General features: G+C 65.3%; 17 protein-coding genes and 1 tRNA gene. 17 read left to right on the forward strand and 1 reads right to left on the reverse strand.

The genetic code is table 11. The annotated features are described in order from the left end of the window. The 6 genes from glmM (at position 1) to ACCQ13_RS08665 (ending at position 6988) form a co-directional block, all read left to right on the forward strand. Positions 1–1350: a phosphoglucosamine mutase gene (gene glmM / locus ACCQ13_RS08640; RefSeq protein ID WP_104603624.1), complete on the forward strand. Its 1350-nt coding sequence runs from the start codon at positions 1–3 to the stop codon at positions 1348–1350. Between the two features lie 118 nt (positions 1351–1468). Beyond that, positions 1469–2407, forward strand: coding sequence for an isopenicillin N synthase family dioxygenase (locus ACCQ13_RS08645; RefSeq protein WP_159407016.1), 939 nt, complete (start codon positions 1469–1471; stop codon positions 2405–2407). 228 nt (positions 2408–2635) lie between these two features. After that, entirely contained in the window at positions 2636–3328 is a 693-nt protein-coding gene (locus ACCQ13_RS08650) for a methylamine utilization protein (RefSeq protein ID WP_104603626.1), read from the forward strand. After that, on the forward strand, positions 3325–5691 hold the full coding sequence (locus ACCQ13_RS08655) for a putative bifunctional diguanylate cyclase/phosphodiesterase (protein ID WP_159407017.1): 2367 nt from the start codon (positions 3325–3327) through the stop codon (positions 5689–5691). The genes ACCQ13_RS08650 and ACCQ13_RS08655 overlap by 4 nt, the downstream gene beginning before the upstream one ends. Continuing rightward, the gene (locus ACCQ13_RS08660; RefSeq protein WP_223214431.1) at positions 5688–6560 is read left to right on the forward strand and encodes a DUF3034 family protein; all 873 of its coding nucleotides are present in this window, start codon (positions 5688–5690) and stop codon (positions 6558–6560) included. Before ACCQ13_RS08655 ends, ACCQ13_RS08660 begins: the two co-directional genes overlap by 4 nt. Beyond that, positions 6560–6988, forward strand: a complete 429-nt coding sequence (locus tag ACCQ13_RS08665) for a group I truncated hemoglobin (RefSeq protein WP_104603629.1) — start codon at positions 6560–6562, stop codon at positions 6986–6988. The genes ACCQ13_RS08660 and ACCQ13_RS08665 overlap by 1 nt, the downstream gene beginning before the upstream one ends. A gap of 78 nt (positions 6989–7066) precedes the next feature. Here the strand turns inward: ACCQ13_RS08665 and ACCQ13_RS08670 are convergent, their stop codons facing one another. Further along, positions 7067–7867 carry an SDR family NAD(P)-dependent oxidoreductase gene (locus tag ACCQ13_RS08670; RefSeq protein ID WP_104603630.1) on the reverse strand — a complete coding sequence of 267 codons (801 nt, stop codon included), beginning with the start codon at positions 7865–7867 and terminating at the stop codon, positions 7067–7069. Between the two features lie 112 nt (positions 7868–7979). On the opposite strand from ACCQ13_RS08670, the gene tpiA reads away from it, so the two are divergent. From tpiA to nuoH, 11 genes are all read left to right on the forward strand, one after another. Continuing rightward, positions 7980–8735 (forward strand): triose-phosphate isomerase, encoded by a 756-nt coding sequence (gene tpiA / locus ACCQ13_RS08675; RefSeq protein ID WP_104603631.1) that lies wholly within the window; start codon positions 7980–7982, stop codon positions 8733–8735. 33 nt (positions 8736–8768) lie between these two features. Next, positions 8769–9230 carry a preprotein translocase subunit SecG gene (secG, locus tag ACCQ13_RS08680; RefSeq protein WP_104603632.1) on the forward strand — a complete coding sequence of 154 codons (462 nt, stop codon included), beginning with the start codon at positions 8769–8771 and terminating at the stop codon, positions 9228–9230. A gap of 49 nt (positions 9231–9279) precedes the next feature. Next, positions 9280–9364: transfer RNA gene (locus ACCQ13_RS08685), tRNA-Leu, on the forward strand. Between the two features lie 104 nt (positions 9365–9468). Next, a complete protein-coding gene (locus tag ACCQ13_RS08690) occupies positions 9469–9825 on the forward strand; it encodes an NADH-quinone oxidoreductase subunit A (RefSeq protein ID WP_011037659.1) in 357 nt (118 codons plus the stop codon). Next, positions 9816–10370, forward strand: a complete 555-nt coding sequence (locus ACCQ13_RS08695) for a NuoB/complex I 20 kDa subunit family protein (protein WP_016944318.1) — start codon at positions 9816–9818, stop codon at positions 10368–10370. The genes ACCQ13_RS08690 and ACCQ13_RS08695 overlap by 10 nt, the downstream gene beginning before the upstream one ends. Before the next feature lie 36 nt (positions 10371–10406). After that, the gene (locus ACCQ13_RS08700; protein WP_104603633.1) at positions 10407–11159 is read left to right on the forward strand and encodes an NADH-quinone oxidoreductase subunit C; all 753 of its coding nucleotides are present in this window, start codon (positions 10407–10409) and stop codon (positions 11157–11159) included. After that, positions 11156–12463, forward strand: coding sequence for an NADH-quinone oxidoreductase subunit D (locus tag ACCQ13_RS08705; RefSeq protein WP_104603634.1), 1308 nt, complete (start codon positions 11156–11158; stop codon positions 12461–12463). Before ACCQ13_RS08700 ends, ACCQ13_RS08705 begins: the two co-directional genes overlap by 4 nt. Continuing rightward, positions 12460–12987 carry an NADH-quinone oxidoreductase subunit NuoE gene (gene nuoE, locus ACCQ13_RS08710; protein WP_005991372.1) on the forward strand — a complete coding sequence of 176 codons (528 nt, stop codon included), beginning with the start codon at positions 12460–12462 and terminating at the stop codon, positions 12985–12987. The genes ACCQ13_RS08705 and nuoE overlap by 4 nt, the downstream gene beginning before the upstream one ends. Positions 12988–12990: 3 nt before the next feature. Beyond that, a complete protein-coding gene (gene nuoF / locus ACCQ13_RS08715; protein ID WP_104603635.1) occupies positions 12991–14325 on the forward strand; it encodes an NADH-quinone oxidoreductase subunit NuoF in 1335 nt (444 codons plus the stop codon). Next, a complete protein-coding gene (nuoG, locus tag ACCQ13_RS08720) occupies positions 14322–16556 on the forward strand; it encodes an NADH-quinone oxidoreductase subunit NuoG (protein WP_159407018.1) in 2235 nt (744 codons plus the stop codon). The genes nuoF and nuoG overlap by 4 nt, the downstream gene beginning before the upstream one ends. Then, positions 16553–17644 (forward strand): NADH-quinone oxidoreductase subunit NuoH, encoded by a 1092-nt coding sequence (nuoH, locus tag ACCQ13_RS08725; RefSeq protein WP_104603637.1) that lies wholly within the window; start codon positions 16553–16555, stop codon positions 17642–17644. The genes nuoG and nuoH overlap by 4 nt, the downstream gene beginning before the upstream one ends. The last annotated feature ends 1 nt before the right edge of the window (position 17645 follow it).

The following is a 17645-nucleotide window of genomic DNA, read 5'->3' on the forward strand; positions in this document are numbered from 1 at the left end:
ATGAGTAGTCGCAAATATTTCGGTACCGACGGCATCCGCGGTCGGGTCGGGCAGGGCGTGATCTCGGCCGACTTCGTGCTGCGCCTGGGCAATGCGCTGGGCCGTGTGCTCATGCAGGGCCGCAGCAAGCGCCCACTGGTGCTGATCGGCAAGGACACCCGCATCTCCGGCTACATGTTCGAAGCCGCACTGGAAGCCGGCCTGGTCGCGGCCGGCGCCGACGTGCAGATGATCGGGCCGATGCCGACGCCGGCCATCGCGTTCCTGACCACCACCTTGCGCGCCGATGCCGGCGTGGTCATCAGCGCCTCGCACAACCCGCACTACGACAACGGCATCAAGTTCTTCTCCGCCGAAGGCGAAAAGCTCGACGACGCCACCGAGGCGGCGATCGAAGCGGCCCTGGACGAGCCGTTCCACACGGTGGAGTCCGAGCGCCTGGGCAAGGCAATCCGCACCCGCGACGCGATCGGCCGCTATATCGAGTTCTGCAAGGCCAGCGTGGCGCGTGGCTTCACCCTGCATGGCCTGAAGATGGTGCTGGACTGCGCGCATGGTGCCACCTATCACATCGCGCCGATGCTGTTTCGCGAGCTGGGTGCGGAGGTGGTGGTGATCGGTGCCGCACCGGACGGGCTCAATATCAACGATGGCGTTGGTTCGACGCATATCGACAATCTCGCCGCCAAGGTGCGCGAGAGCGGGGCACATCTGGGCATCGCCTTCGACGGCGACGGCGACCGTGTGCTGATGGCCGACGACCAGGGCAACCCGGTCGATGGCGATGACCTGCTCTACGTGCTGGCACGTTCATGGCAGGCCTGCGGGCGGCTCACCGGCACCGTGGTCGGCACCTTGATGACCAATTACGGGCTGGAGCCGGCACTGGCTGCGTTGGATATTCCGTTCCAGCGCGCCAAGGTGGGCGACCGCTACGTGCACCAGGCATTGGTCGAAGGCGGCGGCACGCTGGGTGGTGAAACCTCCGGCCATCTGTTGTGCCTGGACCGCGCCAGCACCGGCGATGGCATCGTCAGTGCGCTGCAGGTGCTCGAAGCCCTGCGCCGCGATGGGCACAGCCTGCGCGAGGCCCTGGGTGGTCTGTCCAAGGTGCCGCAGAAGACCGTCAATGTGCGTCTGCAGGGCGGCGCCGCCAAGGCCATCGTGGAAGCGCCCGGCGTGCAGCAGGCCCTGCAGCACGCCCAGGCAGCCGTGCACGGGCGCGGCCGCGCCTTTCTGCGTCCCTCCGGCACCGAGCCGGTGGTGCGCGTCACCGTGGAAGCCGACGATGCCGGTCTGATGCAGGACACGCTCGACCGTCTTTCCGGAGCGGTGCGTGACGCGGCGTGAGTCGCTGATCGTTGGCGTGTGCGTGGTCTGTGCCAAGGCCGCCACGTTCTATCTGTTGTACCGCCTGCTGTCTTGAACGGCAGGCGTCATCCTCTTGAATTCGATTGCAGACATCCGTATGAGCGCCCGTATCCCGACCCTGGACATCACCCGTTTCGATAACGACCGCGAGGCATTCGTTGCCGAGCTCGGAGCGGCCTATCGGCAATGGGGCTTTGCCGGCATCCGCAACCACGGCATCGCGCAGGCCGATATCGATGCGGCCTACGCGGTGTTCAAGGCGTTCTTCGCGCTGCCCGAGCAGGTCAAGCGCCGCTACCACGTCCCCGGCAGCGGCGGCGCGCGTGGCTATACCCCCTTCGGGGTGGAAACCGCCAAGGACTCCAAGCACTTCGACCTCAAGGAGTTCTGGCATATCGGCCGCGAGATTCCCGACAATTCGCCGTATCGCGAAGTGATGCCGCCGAATCTGTGGCCGCAGGAAGTGCCCGGCTTCCGCGAGCGTGGCTACCGGCTGTACCAGCAGCTGGATCAACTCGGCTCGCGTGTGCTGTCGGCGCTGGCGCTGCATATCGGTCTGCCGCAGGACTATTTCGTCGACAAGACCAACAACGGCAATTCGATCCTGCGCCCGATCCATTACCCACCGATCACCAGCGACGATATCCCCAACGTGCGCGCCGGCGCGCACGGCGACATCAACTTCATCACCCTGCTGGTCGGTGCCAGTGCCGCCGGGCTGGAGGTGCGCTCCAACGATGGCGAGTGGGTGCCGTTCACCGCCGACGCCGACACCATCGTGGTCAACATTGGCGACATGCTGCAGCGGCTCACCAACCACGTGTATCCGTCCACCATCCACCGCGTGGTCAATCCCCCGGGCGACGCCGCGCGCCCGCCGCGCTACTCGGTGCCGTTCTTCCTGCACCCGAATCCGGATTTCCTGATCGACGTGCTGCCCTCGTGCACCAGCGCCGACAATCCCAGCCGCTATCCCGAGTCGATCACCGCGCATGGTTTCCTCGAAGAACGCCTGCGCGACATCAAGCTGAAGTGACTGCGCGCCTGCGTGGCCTGGCTGCCGTGTGCGCGGCATGACGCAGGTCGGCGCGACCGGCTGGGACGCCCGCCGTGCCGACATGACGGCGGCCACACTTCCAGCTGCGCGCACTTGCTTGCGTCTGGTTAAAGCTTGCGTTCACTCGCGCCGATAACCCAGTCTGATCGCTAGTGTGACGTCGGACTCGCCTGGCGCCCCGCGAACGCATCGTACGAGGTGGGGCACATGCACGGATGGTGGTTGAGACAGTCAAGGTCGGTTTGCCTGTTGGCGCTCTGCGCGGCGGCCGCCCCGGCGGCGGCCGTGCCGGTTGGGGTTAGTGTGGCCGACGCCAACGGCGCGCTGGTCGATGCAGTGGTGAGCCTGCAGCCGGCACGCCCTGCCGCCGCCAGCGCAGGCAGGACCGTGGACATGGACCAGATCAATTCGCAGTTCGTACCTGCGGTGCTGGCGGTGCGCACCGGCACCTTGGTGCGCTTTCCCAACAACGATCAGATCCGCCATCAGGTCTATTCGTTCTCTCCCGCCAAGCGCTTCCAGCTGCCGCTGTTCCAGGGCACCACTGCGGCGCCGGTACGCTTCGATCAAGCCGGCCTGGTGACGGTGGGCTGCAACATTCATGATTGGATGCTGGGCTACATCGTGGTGCTGGATACTCCGTATTTCGGCAAGACCGGCAGCGATGGCCGCGTGCAGATCGACGTGCCGGCAGGCAGCTACACCCTGCGGGTATGGCACCCGCGCATCCAGGGCGAGGCGACCAGCCAAGCTCTGGCCGTTGGCCGCGAGCCGCTGCAGCGGCGGGTGCTCCTGCAGACCACCGGTCCTGCACCAGTGGCGACGCCGCCGGATGCGCGCGTGCGCGCGCTGCAGGACAAGTTCCGCAATGCCGCCGATCCCAAGAAAGCACATCCATGAAGGCGATACGCCTGCATACCCGTATCGCCGCGCTGGTGGTGCTGGTGGTGCTTGGCACCCAGGTGCTGACCTTTGTCGCGGTGCAGATGGCGACCGAGCGCAGCGTCAAGGCGCAGCTGGCCGAGGAACTGCTGACCGGTGAACGGGTCTGGCAGCGCATCAACCTGCGCCGCGACGAACAATTGCTGCAAGCGGCGTCGGTGCTGGCCGACGACTTTGGTTTTCGTGCCGCCGTGGCCAGCGGCGACGTGCCGACCATGCAGTCGGCGCTGCGCAATCACGCTGCACGCATGGATGCGCCCACGGCCTTGTTGCTGGCCCCCGACGGACAGTTGCTGACCGGGCTGGAAGACCTGCCGCAGACCGGGCAGCTACGGGCGGTGCAGGCATTGCTGCTGCAGGCACAGCGTCATGGGCGGGCGGTCGGCCTGGTGGCGCTGGGCGAGCGGGTGGCGCGGGTGGCGGTAGTGCAGGTACTGGCGCCCAACCGGGTGGGGTGGATTGCCATCGGCAACGAATCCGGGCAAGCCATCGTGCAGGATTTCCGCACCACCACCGGTCTGGATGTCACGTTCCTCAACGATGCGGCGCCGCCAGGCGTGCTGGCCACTACGCTGGAGCCGGCCGCGCGCCTGGAATTTGCGCAGCAACTGCACAGCGTGCAGATTGCGCCGGGCGTGGCGGTGCCGCTGACCTTGGGAGACGCGCGGTATCTGCTCAAGCTGCAGCCGGTGCAGGGAGATCGCCATGTGCAGGTAGTGCTGCAGGCATCGCTGGATCGCGCCATGGCGCCCTACCAGGCGCTCAAGCTGCGCATCCTGCTGCTGGCCGGGCTGGCCACTGCCGCCGCGCTGGGCGTGGCGGTGGTGCTGGCGCGCGGTGTCAGCAAGCCGGTGGCGCAACTGGTGCAGGCTGCCCGGCGCATCCAGCGGGGCGACTACCAGACCGCCGTGCAGATGCCGGCCGGCCGCGAACTGGGCGAGCTGGCGCGGAGTTTTGCCAGCATGCAGCAGCAGATCGCCAGCCGCGAACAACGCATCCTGCACCAGGCACGGCATGACGCACTGACCGGGCTGCCCAACCGGTTGTGGCTACTGGAACGGCTGCAGGAGGTTGTCGAGCAGACCGTGGCCGCCGACGGCACCGCAGCGGTGTTGATCCTGGACCTGGAGCGCTTCAAGGAACTCAACGACAGCCTGGGCCACGACTTCGCCGACCAGGTGCTGGTGGAGGTGGGGCAACGCCTGGCCGAGGTCGTGCAGGCGCCGAACATGGTGGGGCGCCTGGGCAGTGACGAATTCATGGTGGTGGTGGCGCAGGCCGACGCCTCCAGCGTGCAGCAGGATGCGCAGCGTCTGCTGCTGCAGCTGCGTCGCCCGTTGGTCTTGCCGCAGGCGCGCATCCAGCTCGAAGCCAGCATCGGCATCGCCCTGATCCCCGAGCATGGCGCGGACCCGGACACCTTGTTGCGGCGTGCCGATATCGCGCGCCGCCAGATCGGCGACACCGCCGCCGTTGGCGCCAGCGTGTATCGCCTGGGCCAGGACGAACAGCATCTGCGCCGCCTGCGGCTCACCGGCGATCTACGCCAGGCCATCGGCGGCAACGAGTTGACCCTGCGGTTCCAGCCCAAGATTTGCCTACGTACCGATCGGGTCGAGCAGGTCGAGGTCCTGGTGCGCTGGCATCATCCCGGGCTGGGTCCGATCGGTCCGGACGAATTCATCCCGCTGGCCGAGCACTCCGGGGTGATCCATCCGCTGACCCGTTTCGTGCTGGACGAGGCGCTGCGCTGTCAGGCGCAGTGGCGCCGCCAGGGTCTGGAGCTGGGCATGGCGATCAACCTGTCCGCGCTGGACCTGTCCGATCCGGGCTTGCCCGAGTACGTGCGTGCACGCCTGGAACAGCATGCCGTGCCGGCGCAGTCGATCACCCTGGAATTGACCGAAAGTGCATTGATGCGCGATGTGGAAGCGGCGCTGCACATGCTGCATCAACTGCGCAGTGTCGGCGTGCGTCTTTCCATCGACGACTTCGGCACCGGCTATTCCTCGTTGGCCCAACTCAAGCGCATGCCGGTGAACGAATTGAAGATCGACAAGAGCTTCGTCATGCAGCTGGCCGAGGGCACCGACGATGCCTTCATCGTTCGCAGCACGATCGATCTCGGCCACAACCTCGGCCTGAGCGTGATTGCCGAGGGCGTGGAGAATCAGGCGGCCCTGGCGCTGCTGCGTGGGTATGGTTGCGACATGGTGCAGGGCTATCTGTATGCGCCGCCGCTGGAACAGGCCGCGTTGGTGGCCTGGTGCACGCGCCAGCTCGGCGGCGCTGCTCCGGCGCAGGCGGGGCTGCGGCGATGAGCCGTGAGCGCTGCTGCCTGGTGCTTGCCACGGCGCTCGGTCTCGCGCTGCTGCCGGCGCAGGCCATCGCGGGCGACGGGCGTCTGCTCGCCACAGGCGGCGTGTCCACGATCGAAGGCAGCGCGGGTGGCGGTATCGTGCCGTGGGCGACCTTGGCGGGCTACGGCACGCGCGACGAACTTGGCGGCGTAGTGTTCGCCACGCATGTCGATAGCGGCGATTACCAGCTCGACGTGCAGGGTGCGGCATTTACCGTGGGCAACCGCCTGGAGCTGTCGCTTGCGCGTCAGCGGCTGGATCTGGGCACCTTGCAGGATCGTCTGGCGCTGCCGTGGAATGCGCTGGGCCAGGACGTGTTCGGCGCCAAGCTACGCGTGCGGGGCGATCTGGTCTACGGCCGTGGCCCGCAGGTCAGCGTGGGCGTGCAATACAAGCGCCTGCGCGATGGCCGTCTGCCGCTGGCGATCGGCGCCCGCGACGATCACGGTACCGACCTCTACGTCAGTGCCAGCCGCCTCTTGTTGCAGGGCGCAGGCGGCTATCAACTGCTGCTCAACGGCACCGTGCGCGCAACGCGGGCCAACCAGGGTGGCCTGCTCGGCTTCGGTGGTGACCGGCGTAACAGTGATCGGCTGGTCGCCGAGGTCAGCGCTGCGGTGCTGTTGTCGCCCGCATGGGTCGTTGGTGTGGAGTATCGCGACAAGCCGGACAATCTGGGCTTTGCGCGCGAACAGGCCTGGGCAGACGGCTTCGTCGCCTGGTTTCCGAACAAGCATGTCTCGCTGACCGCAGCGTGGGCCGATCTGGGCGACATTGCCACGTTGACCGATCAGCGCGGCCCCTATCTCTCCCTGCAGGTGGCGTTCTGATGAATCGATGGCTGCGTGGTTGCCTGCTGTGCATGCTGTGCCTGCTCGGCGCCTGCGCCACCACGCGCGCGCAGCCGACGTTGTACGACGAGCTCGGCGGGCAGGCCGGTGTCGAGGCCCTGGTGGAGACGATGTTGTCGCGCATTGCCGACGACCAGCGCATCGTCGGCACGTTCGCGCGCGTCAACATCGTCATGCTCAACGCCCGCCTGGTGCAGAAGTTCTGTCACGTTGCCGATGGCCCGTGCCCGGACACCGCCAAGTCGATGCAGCAGGCGCATGCGCACCTGGCCATCCGCGAGGCGGATTTCAATGCCCTGGTCGAGGATCTGAACTGGGCGATGGACCAACGCAAAATCCCCCGTCGCACCCAGAACCGCTTGTTGGCGCGACTGGCTGCGATGCATGGGGAGATCGTCAATCATTGAGCCGCGCGTGTTGCAGCAGGCGGGCTGGGCGACTTCGCTGCCCACGCGGCGGCGAGGTGCCGCCGGTGCATGGCAGGCTCACTGCAATGGCCGCACCCGATGCGAGCCGCGCGCCATCAGGCGCAAGGCCAGCGCATGCGGTAACACGCGCAGCGCCGCATTGACCAGGCGATAGCGCCACCCTGGCACCGCCAGCACCTGCCCGCGCTCCAGCGCGGCGATGCCGTAGTCGGCCACCGCATCGGCCTGCAGCCAGGCCCAGCCGGGCAGGGTGGACATCGCCTCGCGGGTGCCGGTGACGTCGTGGAATTCCGACCACGCAAAGCCCGGGCACAGGGCGCAGACTTTCACCGCACAGTCGGCGTTTTCCAGTGCCAGTGATTCGCTGAAGCGCAGCAGGAAGCTCTTGCTGGCCGCATACAGCGTCTGCCCGTCGGCACCGGGGGTGAGCGCAGCGAACGAGGCCACGTTGAGAATGCGCCCCTGGCCGCTGGCGCGAATCATCGGCAACAACCGCCAGGTGAGTTCGCACACCGCGCCGATCATTACCTGTAGAAAGCGCGCATGCGCGGCCCAGTCGTTGTGCAGATACCGCTCTGGCACGCCGTAGCCGGCATTGTTGACCAGCGTGCCCACCGTCCAGCCTTCGCGCTGGATCTGCGCAACCAGCCTCTGCGCCGCCGCCGGGTCGGCCAGGTCGGCCGGCAGGATCTCCACGCGCACCCGCGTGCCCAGTTCGGCGGCCAGTGCCTGCAGCCGGTCCACCCGCCGCGCGGTCAGGATCAACGGCACGCCTCGCCTGGCGTAGGCTCGCGCGATCTCGCGGCCAATGCCGCTGGAGGCGCCGGTAATCAAGGCGAAGACAGGTGAATCGGACATGCTGGGTTCCTGGCGAGGAAGGAATGGGACATTGGTCGGACATCGGTGTGTCGGCTGTCGTCAGGCCATGGGCTATTCTGTCACCTGTCTTCAACTCAGGAACCTGCGCCTGATGCGTCGCAAACTCGTTGCCGGAAACTGGAAGCTGCATGGCAGCCGCGCCTTCGCCACCGAACTGGTGGCCAAGCTCGCCGCGCACATGCCCCTGGAGGGTGTCGATGTCGTCATCCTGCCGCCCCTGCCTTACCTCGGCGACCTGATCGAGGATTTCGAGGCCCACCACCTTTCCTTCGGCGCCCAGGACGTCAGCAGCAACGAGAAGGGCGCATACACCGGCGAGGTCTCGGCCACCATGCTGGTGGACGTGGGCGCCGAATACGGCCTGGTCGGCCATTCCGAGCGGCGCCAGTACCATCATGAATCCAGCGAGCTGGTGGCACGCAAGTTTGCTGCCGCCATCCACGCTGGGCTCAGGCCGGTGCTGTGCGTGGGCGAATCGCTGGAACAGCGTGAAGCCGGTCAGACCGAGGCAATCCTACGTGCCCAGCTCGAGCCGGTGATCGCCTTGGTCGGTGGTAAAGGCTTCGAGCGGGCCGTGCTCGCGTATGAGCCGATCTGGGCGATCGGCACCGGGCGCACCGCCAGTCCGGCGCAGGCCCAGGCCGTGCATGCCTTCCTGCGTGGCGAAGTGGCGAAAACGGATGCTAGAATCGCCGATTCCCTGCCCATCCTGTACGGGGGCAGTGTCAAGGCCGACAACGCCGCCGAGCTGTTTGCGCAGCCTGACGTCGATGGCGGACTGGTCGGGGGCGCGTCGCTGGTCGCCGAAGATTTCCTGGCCATCGCGCGTGCGGCGGCCGCTCGTTAACCCATTTAGTTTTGTCCGGGGACGGATTTCGAAATGCTGATGTTGATCCTCAATGTGGTCTACGTACTGGTCGCGCTGGCGATGATTGCGCTGATCCTGATGCAGCGTGGTGCCGGTGCTGCGGCCGGGTCCGGTTTCGGTGCGGGTGCGTCGGGCACGGTGTTCGGGTCGCAAGGGTCGTCGAACTTCCTGTCCAAGTCGACCAAGTGGCTGGCGGTGGTGTTCTTCAGTATCAGCCTGTTCATGGCCTGGTATGCCACGCATGGTGCCCGTCCGACCGACCAGAACCTGGGTGTGATGTCGCAATCTGCCTCCCCGGCGCCAGCAGCGGCCGGCGAGCTGAGCAAGCCCGTTCCGCAAGCCCCGGCTGCCGGTGCGGTGCCGACCGCTCCTGCGCAGTCCTTGCCTGCTGCTGCTCCCGCGCAGCCCGCGCCGACGCAGCAGGTACCTGCGTCCAGCGAAGAAAACGCTTCAGAGCCAGCACAAAAACGCTGAAGCCGGTTACAATACGCCGCGCACTGGGATGCCCAGCGGCGCAACGTATGCCCAGGTGGCGGAATTGGTAGACGCACTACCTTGAGGTGGTAGCGACTTAGGTCGTAGGGGTTCGAGTCCCCTCTTGGGCACCATTGTTTGGCTGCAGTTCCTGCGCATGCGGTTTGCCGCGCGCGGGGTCTGCCTATACCCCATGCCGGCACGCGGCGCGTGCGGGCAGAGGCAAGAGAGAATCGCTGTGCTGGCCGAATATTTGCCGAGTCTGCTGTTTCTGGTTGTCGCCACTGGCATCGGCATCGTGCTGATGCTGATTGGCCGGTTCCTCGCTCCGCGCAGCCCGGATGCGCGCAAGCTCTCGCCGTACGAGTGTGGCTTCGAGGCATTCGAAGACGCGCGCATGAAGTTCGATGTGCGCTACTACCTCATCGCGATCCAGTTCATCGTGTTCGACCTGGAAATCATCTTCATCGTGCCGTGGACGCAGGTGTTCATGGAGATTGGCGCACGCTCGCTGGTCACCATGGGGCTGTTCGTCGGCATGTTGTTCCTCGGCTTTATCTACGTGTGGAAGAAGGGAGCGCTGGAATGGGAGTGATTCAGACCCTGGATCGTCTGATGACCAACCCGATGCCGGAAGGCCGGGTGGAAGACATCCTGCGCCCGGAAGGCGAAAACCCGCTGCTGGAAAAGGGCTATGTTACCACCAGCGTCGATGCGCTGTTGAACTGGGCACGCACCGGCTCGATGTGGCCGATGACGTTCGGTCTGGCCTGTTGTGCGGTCGAGATGATGCATGCCGGTGCCGCGCGTCTGGACCTTGACCGCTACGGCGTGGTGTTCCGCCCTTCGCCGCGCCAGTCCGATGTGATGATCGTGGCCGGGACCCTGGTCAACAAGATGGCCCCGGCGCTGCGCAAGGTCTACGACCAGATGCCCGATCCGAAGTGGGTCATCTCGATGGGCAGCTGCGCCAATGGCGGCGGCTACTATCACTATTCGTATTCGGTGGTGCGCGGTTGCGATCGCATCGTGCCGGTGGACATCTATGTCCCGGGCTGCCCGCCGACCGCCGAGGCGCTGGTCTACGGCATCCTGCAGCTGCAGAAGAAGATCTGGCGTACCCAGACCATCGCACGCTGACACCCGTCTTCTTCTACCGAGAGCAGCCAAGCCCCCATGGCAGAGCAAGCATCCTCCTTCACTGACCGACTTGCGGCACGTTTCGCCGGTGCGCAGATCGCCGTGGTATTGCCGCGCGGCGAAGTGACGCTGGAAGTGTCTGCCGCCGATTGGCACGCGACCTGTCTTGCGCTGCGCGACGAGCTCGGTTTCGAGCAGCTCAGCGACCTGTGCGGCGTCGATTACCTGGGTTATGGCAGCGCCGAATGGGACACCGCCGACGTGTCCTCGCAGGGCTTCAGTCGCGGCGTCGAAGGCAAGGCACTTGGCCGCTTCGCCTGGGGCGAATTCCCCAGCGAGGAAACCTCTGATGGCGCGCAGCCACAGCAGCTGCCCAAGCAGCGCTTTGCGGTGGTCGCGCAGCTGATTTCCTACCAGCACAACCAGCGTCTGCGCGTGCGTTGCTACGCACCGGACGAACAGGTGCCGGTGGTGGCGTCGGTGACCGACATCTGGCCGGGCGTGAACTGGTTCGAGCGCGAAGCGTTCGACCTGTTCGGCATCGTGTTCGATGGTCACCCGGATCTGCGCCGCATCCTGACCGACTATGGATTCGTCGGCCATCCGTTCCGCAAGGATTTCCCGCTGATCGGCAACGTCGAAGTGCGCTACGACGAAGAGCGCAAGCGCGTGGTGTACGAACCGGTGACCTCGGTCGAGCCGCGTGTCGGCGTGCCGCGCGTGATCCGCGACGACGCCCGTTATGAGACTGCCGCCGGTGAAGTGGGCAAGTCGGAGACTGCCAAGTGAGTGAGTTCCGCCAGGCAACCGATGCCTTCGCGAGCAATCCTGTCGAAAGCAAGCAGGAAATCCGCAACTACACGATGAACTTCGGGCCGCAGCATCCTGCGGCGCACGGCGTGCTGCGCCTGATCCTGGAAATGGACGGCGAAACCGTGGTGCGCGCCGATCCGCATATCGGCCTGCTGCACCGTGGCACCGAGAAGCTGGCCGAGTCCAAGCCGTTCAATCAGTCGGTGCCGTACATGGACCGTCTGGACTACGTGTCGATGATGTGCAACGAGCATGCCTATGTGCGCGCGATCGAGTCCTTGATGGGCATCGAGGCGCCCGAGCGTGCGCAGTACATCCGCACCATGTTCGACGAGATCACACGCATCAAGAACCACTTGATGTGGGTCGGTTCCAACGCACTCGATCTGGGCGCAATGGCGGTGATGCTGTACGCATTCCGCGAGCGCGAAGAGCTGATGGACGTGTACGAGGCGGTCAGCGGCGCGCGCATGCACGCGGCCTACTACCGCCCGGGTGGCGTCTACCGCGATCTGCCCGATCGCATGCCGCAGTACAAGGAATCGCGCTGGCACAAGGGTGGGGCGCTGAAGAAGCGCAACGCCGGTCGTGAAGGCACCATGCTGGACTTCCTGGAGGAGTTCACCAACACCTTCCCGTCGCGCGTGGACGAATACGAAACCCTGCTGACCGACAACCGCATCTGGAAGCAGCGCACCGTGGATGTGGGCATCATCAGCCCGGACCTGGCGCGTGCCTGGGGCATGACCGGTCCGATGTTGCGTGGTTCGGGCATCGAGTGGGATCTGCGCAAGAAGCAGCCGTACGCCAAGTACGATGCGGTGGACTTCGACATCCCGGTCGGCACCAACGGCGATTGCTACGACCGCTACCTGGTCCGCGTGGCCGAGATGCGCGAGTCCAATCGCATCATCAAGCAGTGCGTGACCTGGCTCAAGGCCAACCCAGGCCCGGTCATGGTGCCCAATTTCAAGGTCGCTCCGCCCAGCCGCGAAGGCATGAAGGATGACATGGAAGCGCTGATCCATCACTTCAAGCTGTTCAGTGAAGGCTACTGCGTGCCAGCCGGCGAAACCTATAGCGCGGTCGAAGCGCCCAAGGGCGAGTTCGGCTGCTACCTGCTGTCCGATGGCGCCAACAAGCCGTTCCGCGTGCATCTGCGCGCGCCGGGCTTTGCGCATCTGTCGTCGATGGACGCCGTGGTGCGTGGCTATCTGCTGGCCGACGTCGTGGCGATGATCGGTACTTACGATTTGGTTTTCGGTGAGGTTGACCGATGAAGGCGACGGGTAATTTCGAAGCGGCGCGCGACGTCGATCCGCAGGTGGTGCTGAGCGACAAGACGCGCGCGCACATCGATCATTGGCTGGCCAAGTTCCCGCCCGACCGCAAACGGTCGGCGGTGCTGCAGGGCCTGCACGCTGCGCAGGAACAGAACCAGGGCTGGCTGACCGACGAGTTGATCGTCGGCGTGGCCAAGTACCTGGAACTGCCGCCGGTGTGGGCCTATGAGGTCGCCAGTTTCTACTCGATGTTCGAGACCGAAAAGGTCGGCCGCCACAATGTGGCGTTCTGCACCAACATCAGCTGCTGGCTCAACGGCGCCGAAGATCTGCTGGCGCACGCGGAGAAGAAGCTGGGTTGCAAGTTGGGTCAGTCGACGGCCGATGGCCGCGTCTACCTCAAGCGCGAAGAAGAGTGCCTGGCGGCCTGTTCCGCAGCGCCGATGATGGTCATCAACGGCCATTACCACGAGCACCTGACGAAAGAGAAGGTCGACGCGCTGCTGGACGGGCTGGAATAAGACATGGCACATCATCACGCACCTACCGGTCCGGTCGGTCCGGCACCGTTGCCGCACCAGGTCGTCTACACCACCCTGCACTACGATACTCCGTGGTCGTACGAGAGCTACCTCAAGACTGGTGGCTACGCCGCGCTGCGCAAGATCCTGGAAGAAAAGATCGCGCCGGCCGACGTGATCGAAATGGTCAAAGCATCGAACCTGCGCGGCCGTGGCGGCGCGGGCTTCCCGACCGGTTTGAAGTGGTCGTTCATGCCCAAGGGGACCATGCAGAAGTACATCCTGTGCAACTCGGACGAATCCGAGCCGGGTACCTGCAAGGACCGCGACATCCTGCGTTACAACCCGCACTCGGTGGTGGAGGGCATGGCGATCGCCTGCTACGCCACCGGCTCGACCGTGGGCTACAACTACCTGCGTGGCGAGTTCCACCACGAGCCGTTCGAGAACTTCGAGCTGGCGCTGGCTGATGCCTATGCCAACGGCTGGCTGGGCAAGAACATCCTCGGCAGCGGCGTGGATATCGATATCTACGGTGCGCTGGGTGCCGGTGCCTACATCTGCGGCGAAGAAACCGCATTGATGGAATCGCTGGAAGGCAAGAAGGGCCAGCCGCGCTACAAGCCGCCGTTCCCGGCCAATTTCGGCCTGTACGGCAAGCCGACCACCATCAACAACACCGAGACCTATGCGTCGGTGCCGGCGATCATCCGCAACGGCCCGGAGTGGTTCCTCGGCCTGAGCAAGACCAAGAACGGCGGCCCGAAGATCTTCTCGGTCTCCGGTTGCGTGCAGAAGGGCGGCAACTTCGAAGTGCCGCTCGGCACCACATTCGACGAACTGCTGGAAATGGCCGGCGGTCTGCGCCCAGGTCGCAAGCTGAAGGGCGTGGTGCCCGGCGGTGTGTCGATGCCGGTGCTGAAGGCCGACCAGGTCGCTGGCCTGCAGATGGATTACGACACCTTGCGTGCGCTGGGCACCGGTCTGGGGTCGGGCGCCATCGTGGTGCTGGACGACAGCGTCTGCTGCGTGCGTTTCGCCTGCCGCATCTCGCAGTTCTTCCACAAGGAATCCTGCGGCCAGTGCACCCCGTGCCGCGAAGGTACCGGCTGGATGCACCGCGTGCTGGAGCGCATCGTCGCCAGCAAGGCCACGATGGAAGACCTGCATCAGCTGCGCACCGTCGCCGGCCAGATCGAAGGCCACACCATCTGCGCGTTCGGTGAAGCGGCCGCATGGCCGATCCAGGGCTTCCTGCGTCAGTTCTGGGACGAGTTCGAGTACTACATCGTCAACGGTCGTTCGATCGTCGACACGCAAGTCGGAGTGGCCGCATGAGCGCCCAACCAGTGAACCCGAACGTGCCGCCGGATCATGTGACCGTCGAGATCGACGGCCAGAGCCTGGTCGTGCCGAAGGGCTCGATGATTATCCAGGCCGCCGACAAGGCCGGCATTCCGATCCCGCGTTTCTGCTACCACGAGAAGCTGCCGATCGCCGCCAACTGCCGCATGTGCTTGGTGGATGTCGAGAAGTCGCCCAAGCCGTCGCCCGCCTGCGCCACGCCGGTGATGGATGGCATGAAGGTCACCACGCGTAGCGAAAAAGCGCTGAAGTACCAGCGCAGCGTGATGGAATTCCTGCTCATCAATCACCCGCTGGATTGCCCGATCTGCGATCAGGGCGGCGAGTGCGAGTTGCAGGACGTCTCGCTCGGTTACGGCCGTTCGGTGAGCCGCTTCAACGAGCGCAAGCGCGTGGTGCCGGACGAGGACATCGGTCCGCTGGTTGCCACCGAGATGACCCGTTGCATCCAGTGCACCCGCTGCGTGCGTTTCACCGCAGATATCGCCGGTACCTACGAACTGGGCGGCATGTATCGCGGCGAGAACCTGCAGATCGGCACCTACGACGGCAAGCCGTTGACCACCGAAATTTCCGGCAACGTCATCGACGTATGCCCGGTGGGCGCGCTGACCAACAAGGTGTTCCAGTTCCGTGCGCGTCCGTGGGAACTGATGGCGCGCGAATCGCTGGGTTACCACGATGCGATGGGCTCGAACCTGTTCCTGCATGTGCGTCGCGGCGAAGTGCTGCGGACCGTGCCGCGCGAGAACGAGGCGGTCAACGAGTGCTGGCTGTCCGATCGCGATCGTTATTCGCACCAGGGCCTGTATTCGGAAGACCGTGCGGTCAAGCCGCTGAAGAAGATCAATGGCGAGTGGGCCGAGGTGAGCTGGGCCGAAGGGTTGGCTGCCGCGACCCAGATCCTGCGCGACAACGCCGGCGATCAGCTCGGCGTGCTGGTGCATCCGTCCACCTCGAACGAAGAGGGCGCGTTGCTTGCCCGTCTGGCCGAAGGGCTGGGCAGCGGCAACCTGGATCACCGCCTGCTGAACCGCGACTTCTCCGACGCGGCAGTGGCGCAAGCCTTCGCAACGCCGCTGGCCGAGATCGAGCAGGCCGATGTGGTAGTGTTGTTCGGCAGCAACGTGCGTCATGAGCTGCCGCTGCTGCATGCGCGGTTGCGCAAGGCGCACATCCAGAACGGCACGCAGATCCATTCGGTCAACCCGGTCGATTTCGATTTCGCCTTCACCCAGGCTAGCCGCACCGTGGTCGCGCCGTCGCAGCTGGCAGCTGCGCTCGATGACGCCACCCTGCGTGATGCGGTCAAGGGCGCGAGCCGTGCGGTGATCGTGGTCGGCGCTTTGGCCGAGAATCATCCGCAGGCTGCGGCGCTGCGTGCAGCTGCACGTGACTTCGCCACCGCAACCGGCGCCTCGCTGTGCCGCATCCCGCAGGGCGCCAACGCCGTGGGCCTCGTGTCGCAGGGCGTGCTGCCGACCGCACGCGATGTGGCCGGCATGCTGACGCAACCGCGTCAGGCTTACGTGTTGTATGGCATCGAGCCGGGTCTGGATTTTGCCGACGCCGCCGCTGCGCGCAGCGCGCTTGCCGGTGCCAAGGTGGTTGCATTCAGCCAGTTCGCCTGCGCTTCAACGCGCGATGTGGCCGACGTGATCCTGCCGATCGGCGCGTTGCCGGAAATCGATGCCTCGCTGACCAATCTCGATGGTCGCGTGCAGACCGCACGTGCCGCAGGCCGCCTGCCGGTCGAGGCGCGCGAAGGCTGGCGGGTACTGCGTGCGCTCGGTGGCGAGTTGGGCCTGGCCGGTTTCGAGTTCACCGATCTGGTCGGCCTGCGTGCCGGCATGCAGAACCGCACGGTGAGCCCGGTCGCTTCTGCGCAGCCGGCCGTCTCCGGCGCGGGTCTGGAAGTGGCGGCAACGGCGGCGATCTATCGCACCGATGCCGTCGTGCGCCGTGCCGCCGCGCTGCAGTCGCATCCGCTCAACATCGCCCCGTGCGTGGCGATGCATCCGGAGCAGGCCTCGCAGTTGCAGGTCGGCGAAGGGCAGATGGTCAAGGTCGGCACCGACGCCGGTAAGGCGACGCTGCCGGTGGTGCTGGACAAGCGCGTTGCACCGGGCACGGTGTGGATTGAGTCCGGCCACGGCGCAACTGCGCCGCTCGGTGCCGGTCGCGTAACGGTGGTGGCTGCATGAACGAATTGCTGTTGAACGTGGTCGACCCCCTGCACCAGTGGTTTGTTGGTCTGGGCGATGGCGGCATCCTGCTGTGGACCGTGTTGAAGATCCTGCTGATCGCCGTGCCGGTGATCGTCACGGTGGCCTTCTACGTGGTCTGGGAGCGCAAGCTCATCGGCTGGATGCACGTACGCCACGGGCCGATGTACGTGGGCATGGGTATTTTCCAGGCCTTCGCCGACGTGTTCAAACTCCTGTTCAAGGAGATCGTGCAACCGGCCAGCTCGCACAAGGCGATGTTCATCATCGCGCCGCTGTTGACGCTGGCGCCGGCCTTTGCCGCCTGGTCGGTGGTGCCGTTCGATGCGCAGTTGGTGTTGTCCAATGCCAATGTGGGTCTGCTGTACCTGCTGGCGATGACCTCGTTGGGCGTGTACGGCATCATCCTTGCGGGCTGGGCGTCCAATTCCAAGTACGCCTTCCTGGGTGCGATGCGCTCGGCCGCGCAGGTGGTCAGCTACGAAATCGCGATGGGCTTTGCGCTGGTCGGCGTGATGATCGCCTCCGGTAGCGTCAACCTGAGCCAGATCGTGTTCGCGCAGGCCGGCAACTCCGGGTTCTTCGATTGGTTCCTGATTCCGCTGTTCCCGCTGTTCATCGTGTACTGGGTCTCCGGCGTCGCCGAAACCAATCGCGCGCCGTTCGACGTGGTGGAAGGCGAATCGGAAATCGTTGCCGGCCACATGGTGGAATACTCGGGCGGCGCGTTCGCGCTGTTCTTCCTCGCCGAATACGCCAACATGATCCTGGTCAGCTTCCTGATCTCGATCTTCTTCCTCGGTGGCTGGCTGAGCCCGATCCAGGGCTGGGTCAATGCGGATATCTCGCCGTGGATCGACTGGCTGTGGAAGGGCGGTTGGCCGTGGCTGCTGATGAAGGTGTTCTTCTTCGCCAGCGCCTACATCTGGTTCCGCGCCAGCTTCCCGCGCTACCGCTACGACCAGATCATGCGCCTGGGCTGGAAGGTGTTCATTCCGCTCACGATCGTGTGGATCGCAGTGACGGCATTGATGGTGTTTTACGGCGTGATCCAGAAGGGCGTGTAAT

The organism is Xanthomonas sp. NCPPB 1638 (genome assembly GCF_041475635.2).
Taxonomy (GTDB): domain Bacteria; phylum Pseudomonadota; class Gammaproteobacteria; order Xanthomonadales; family Xanthomonadaceae; genus Xanthomonas; species Xanthomonas cucurbitae.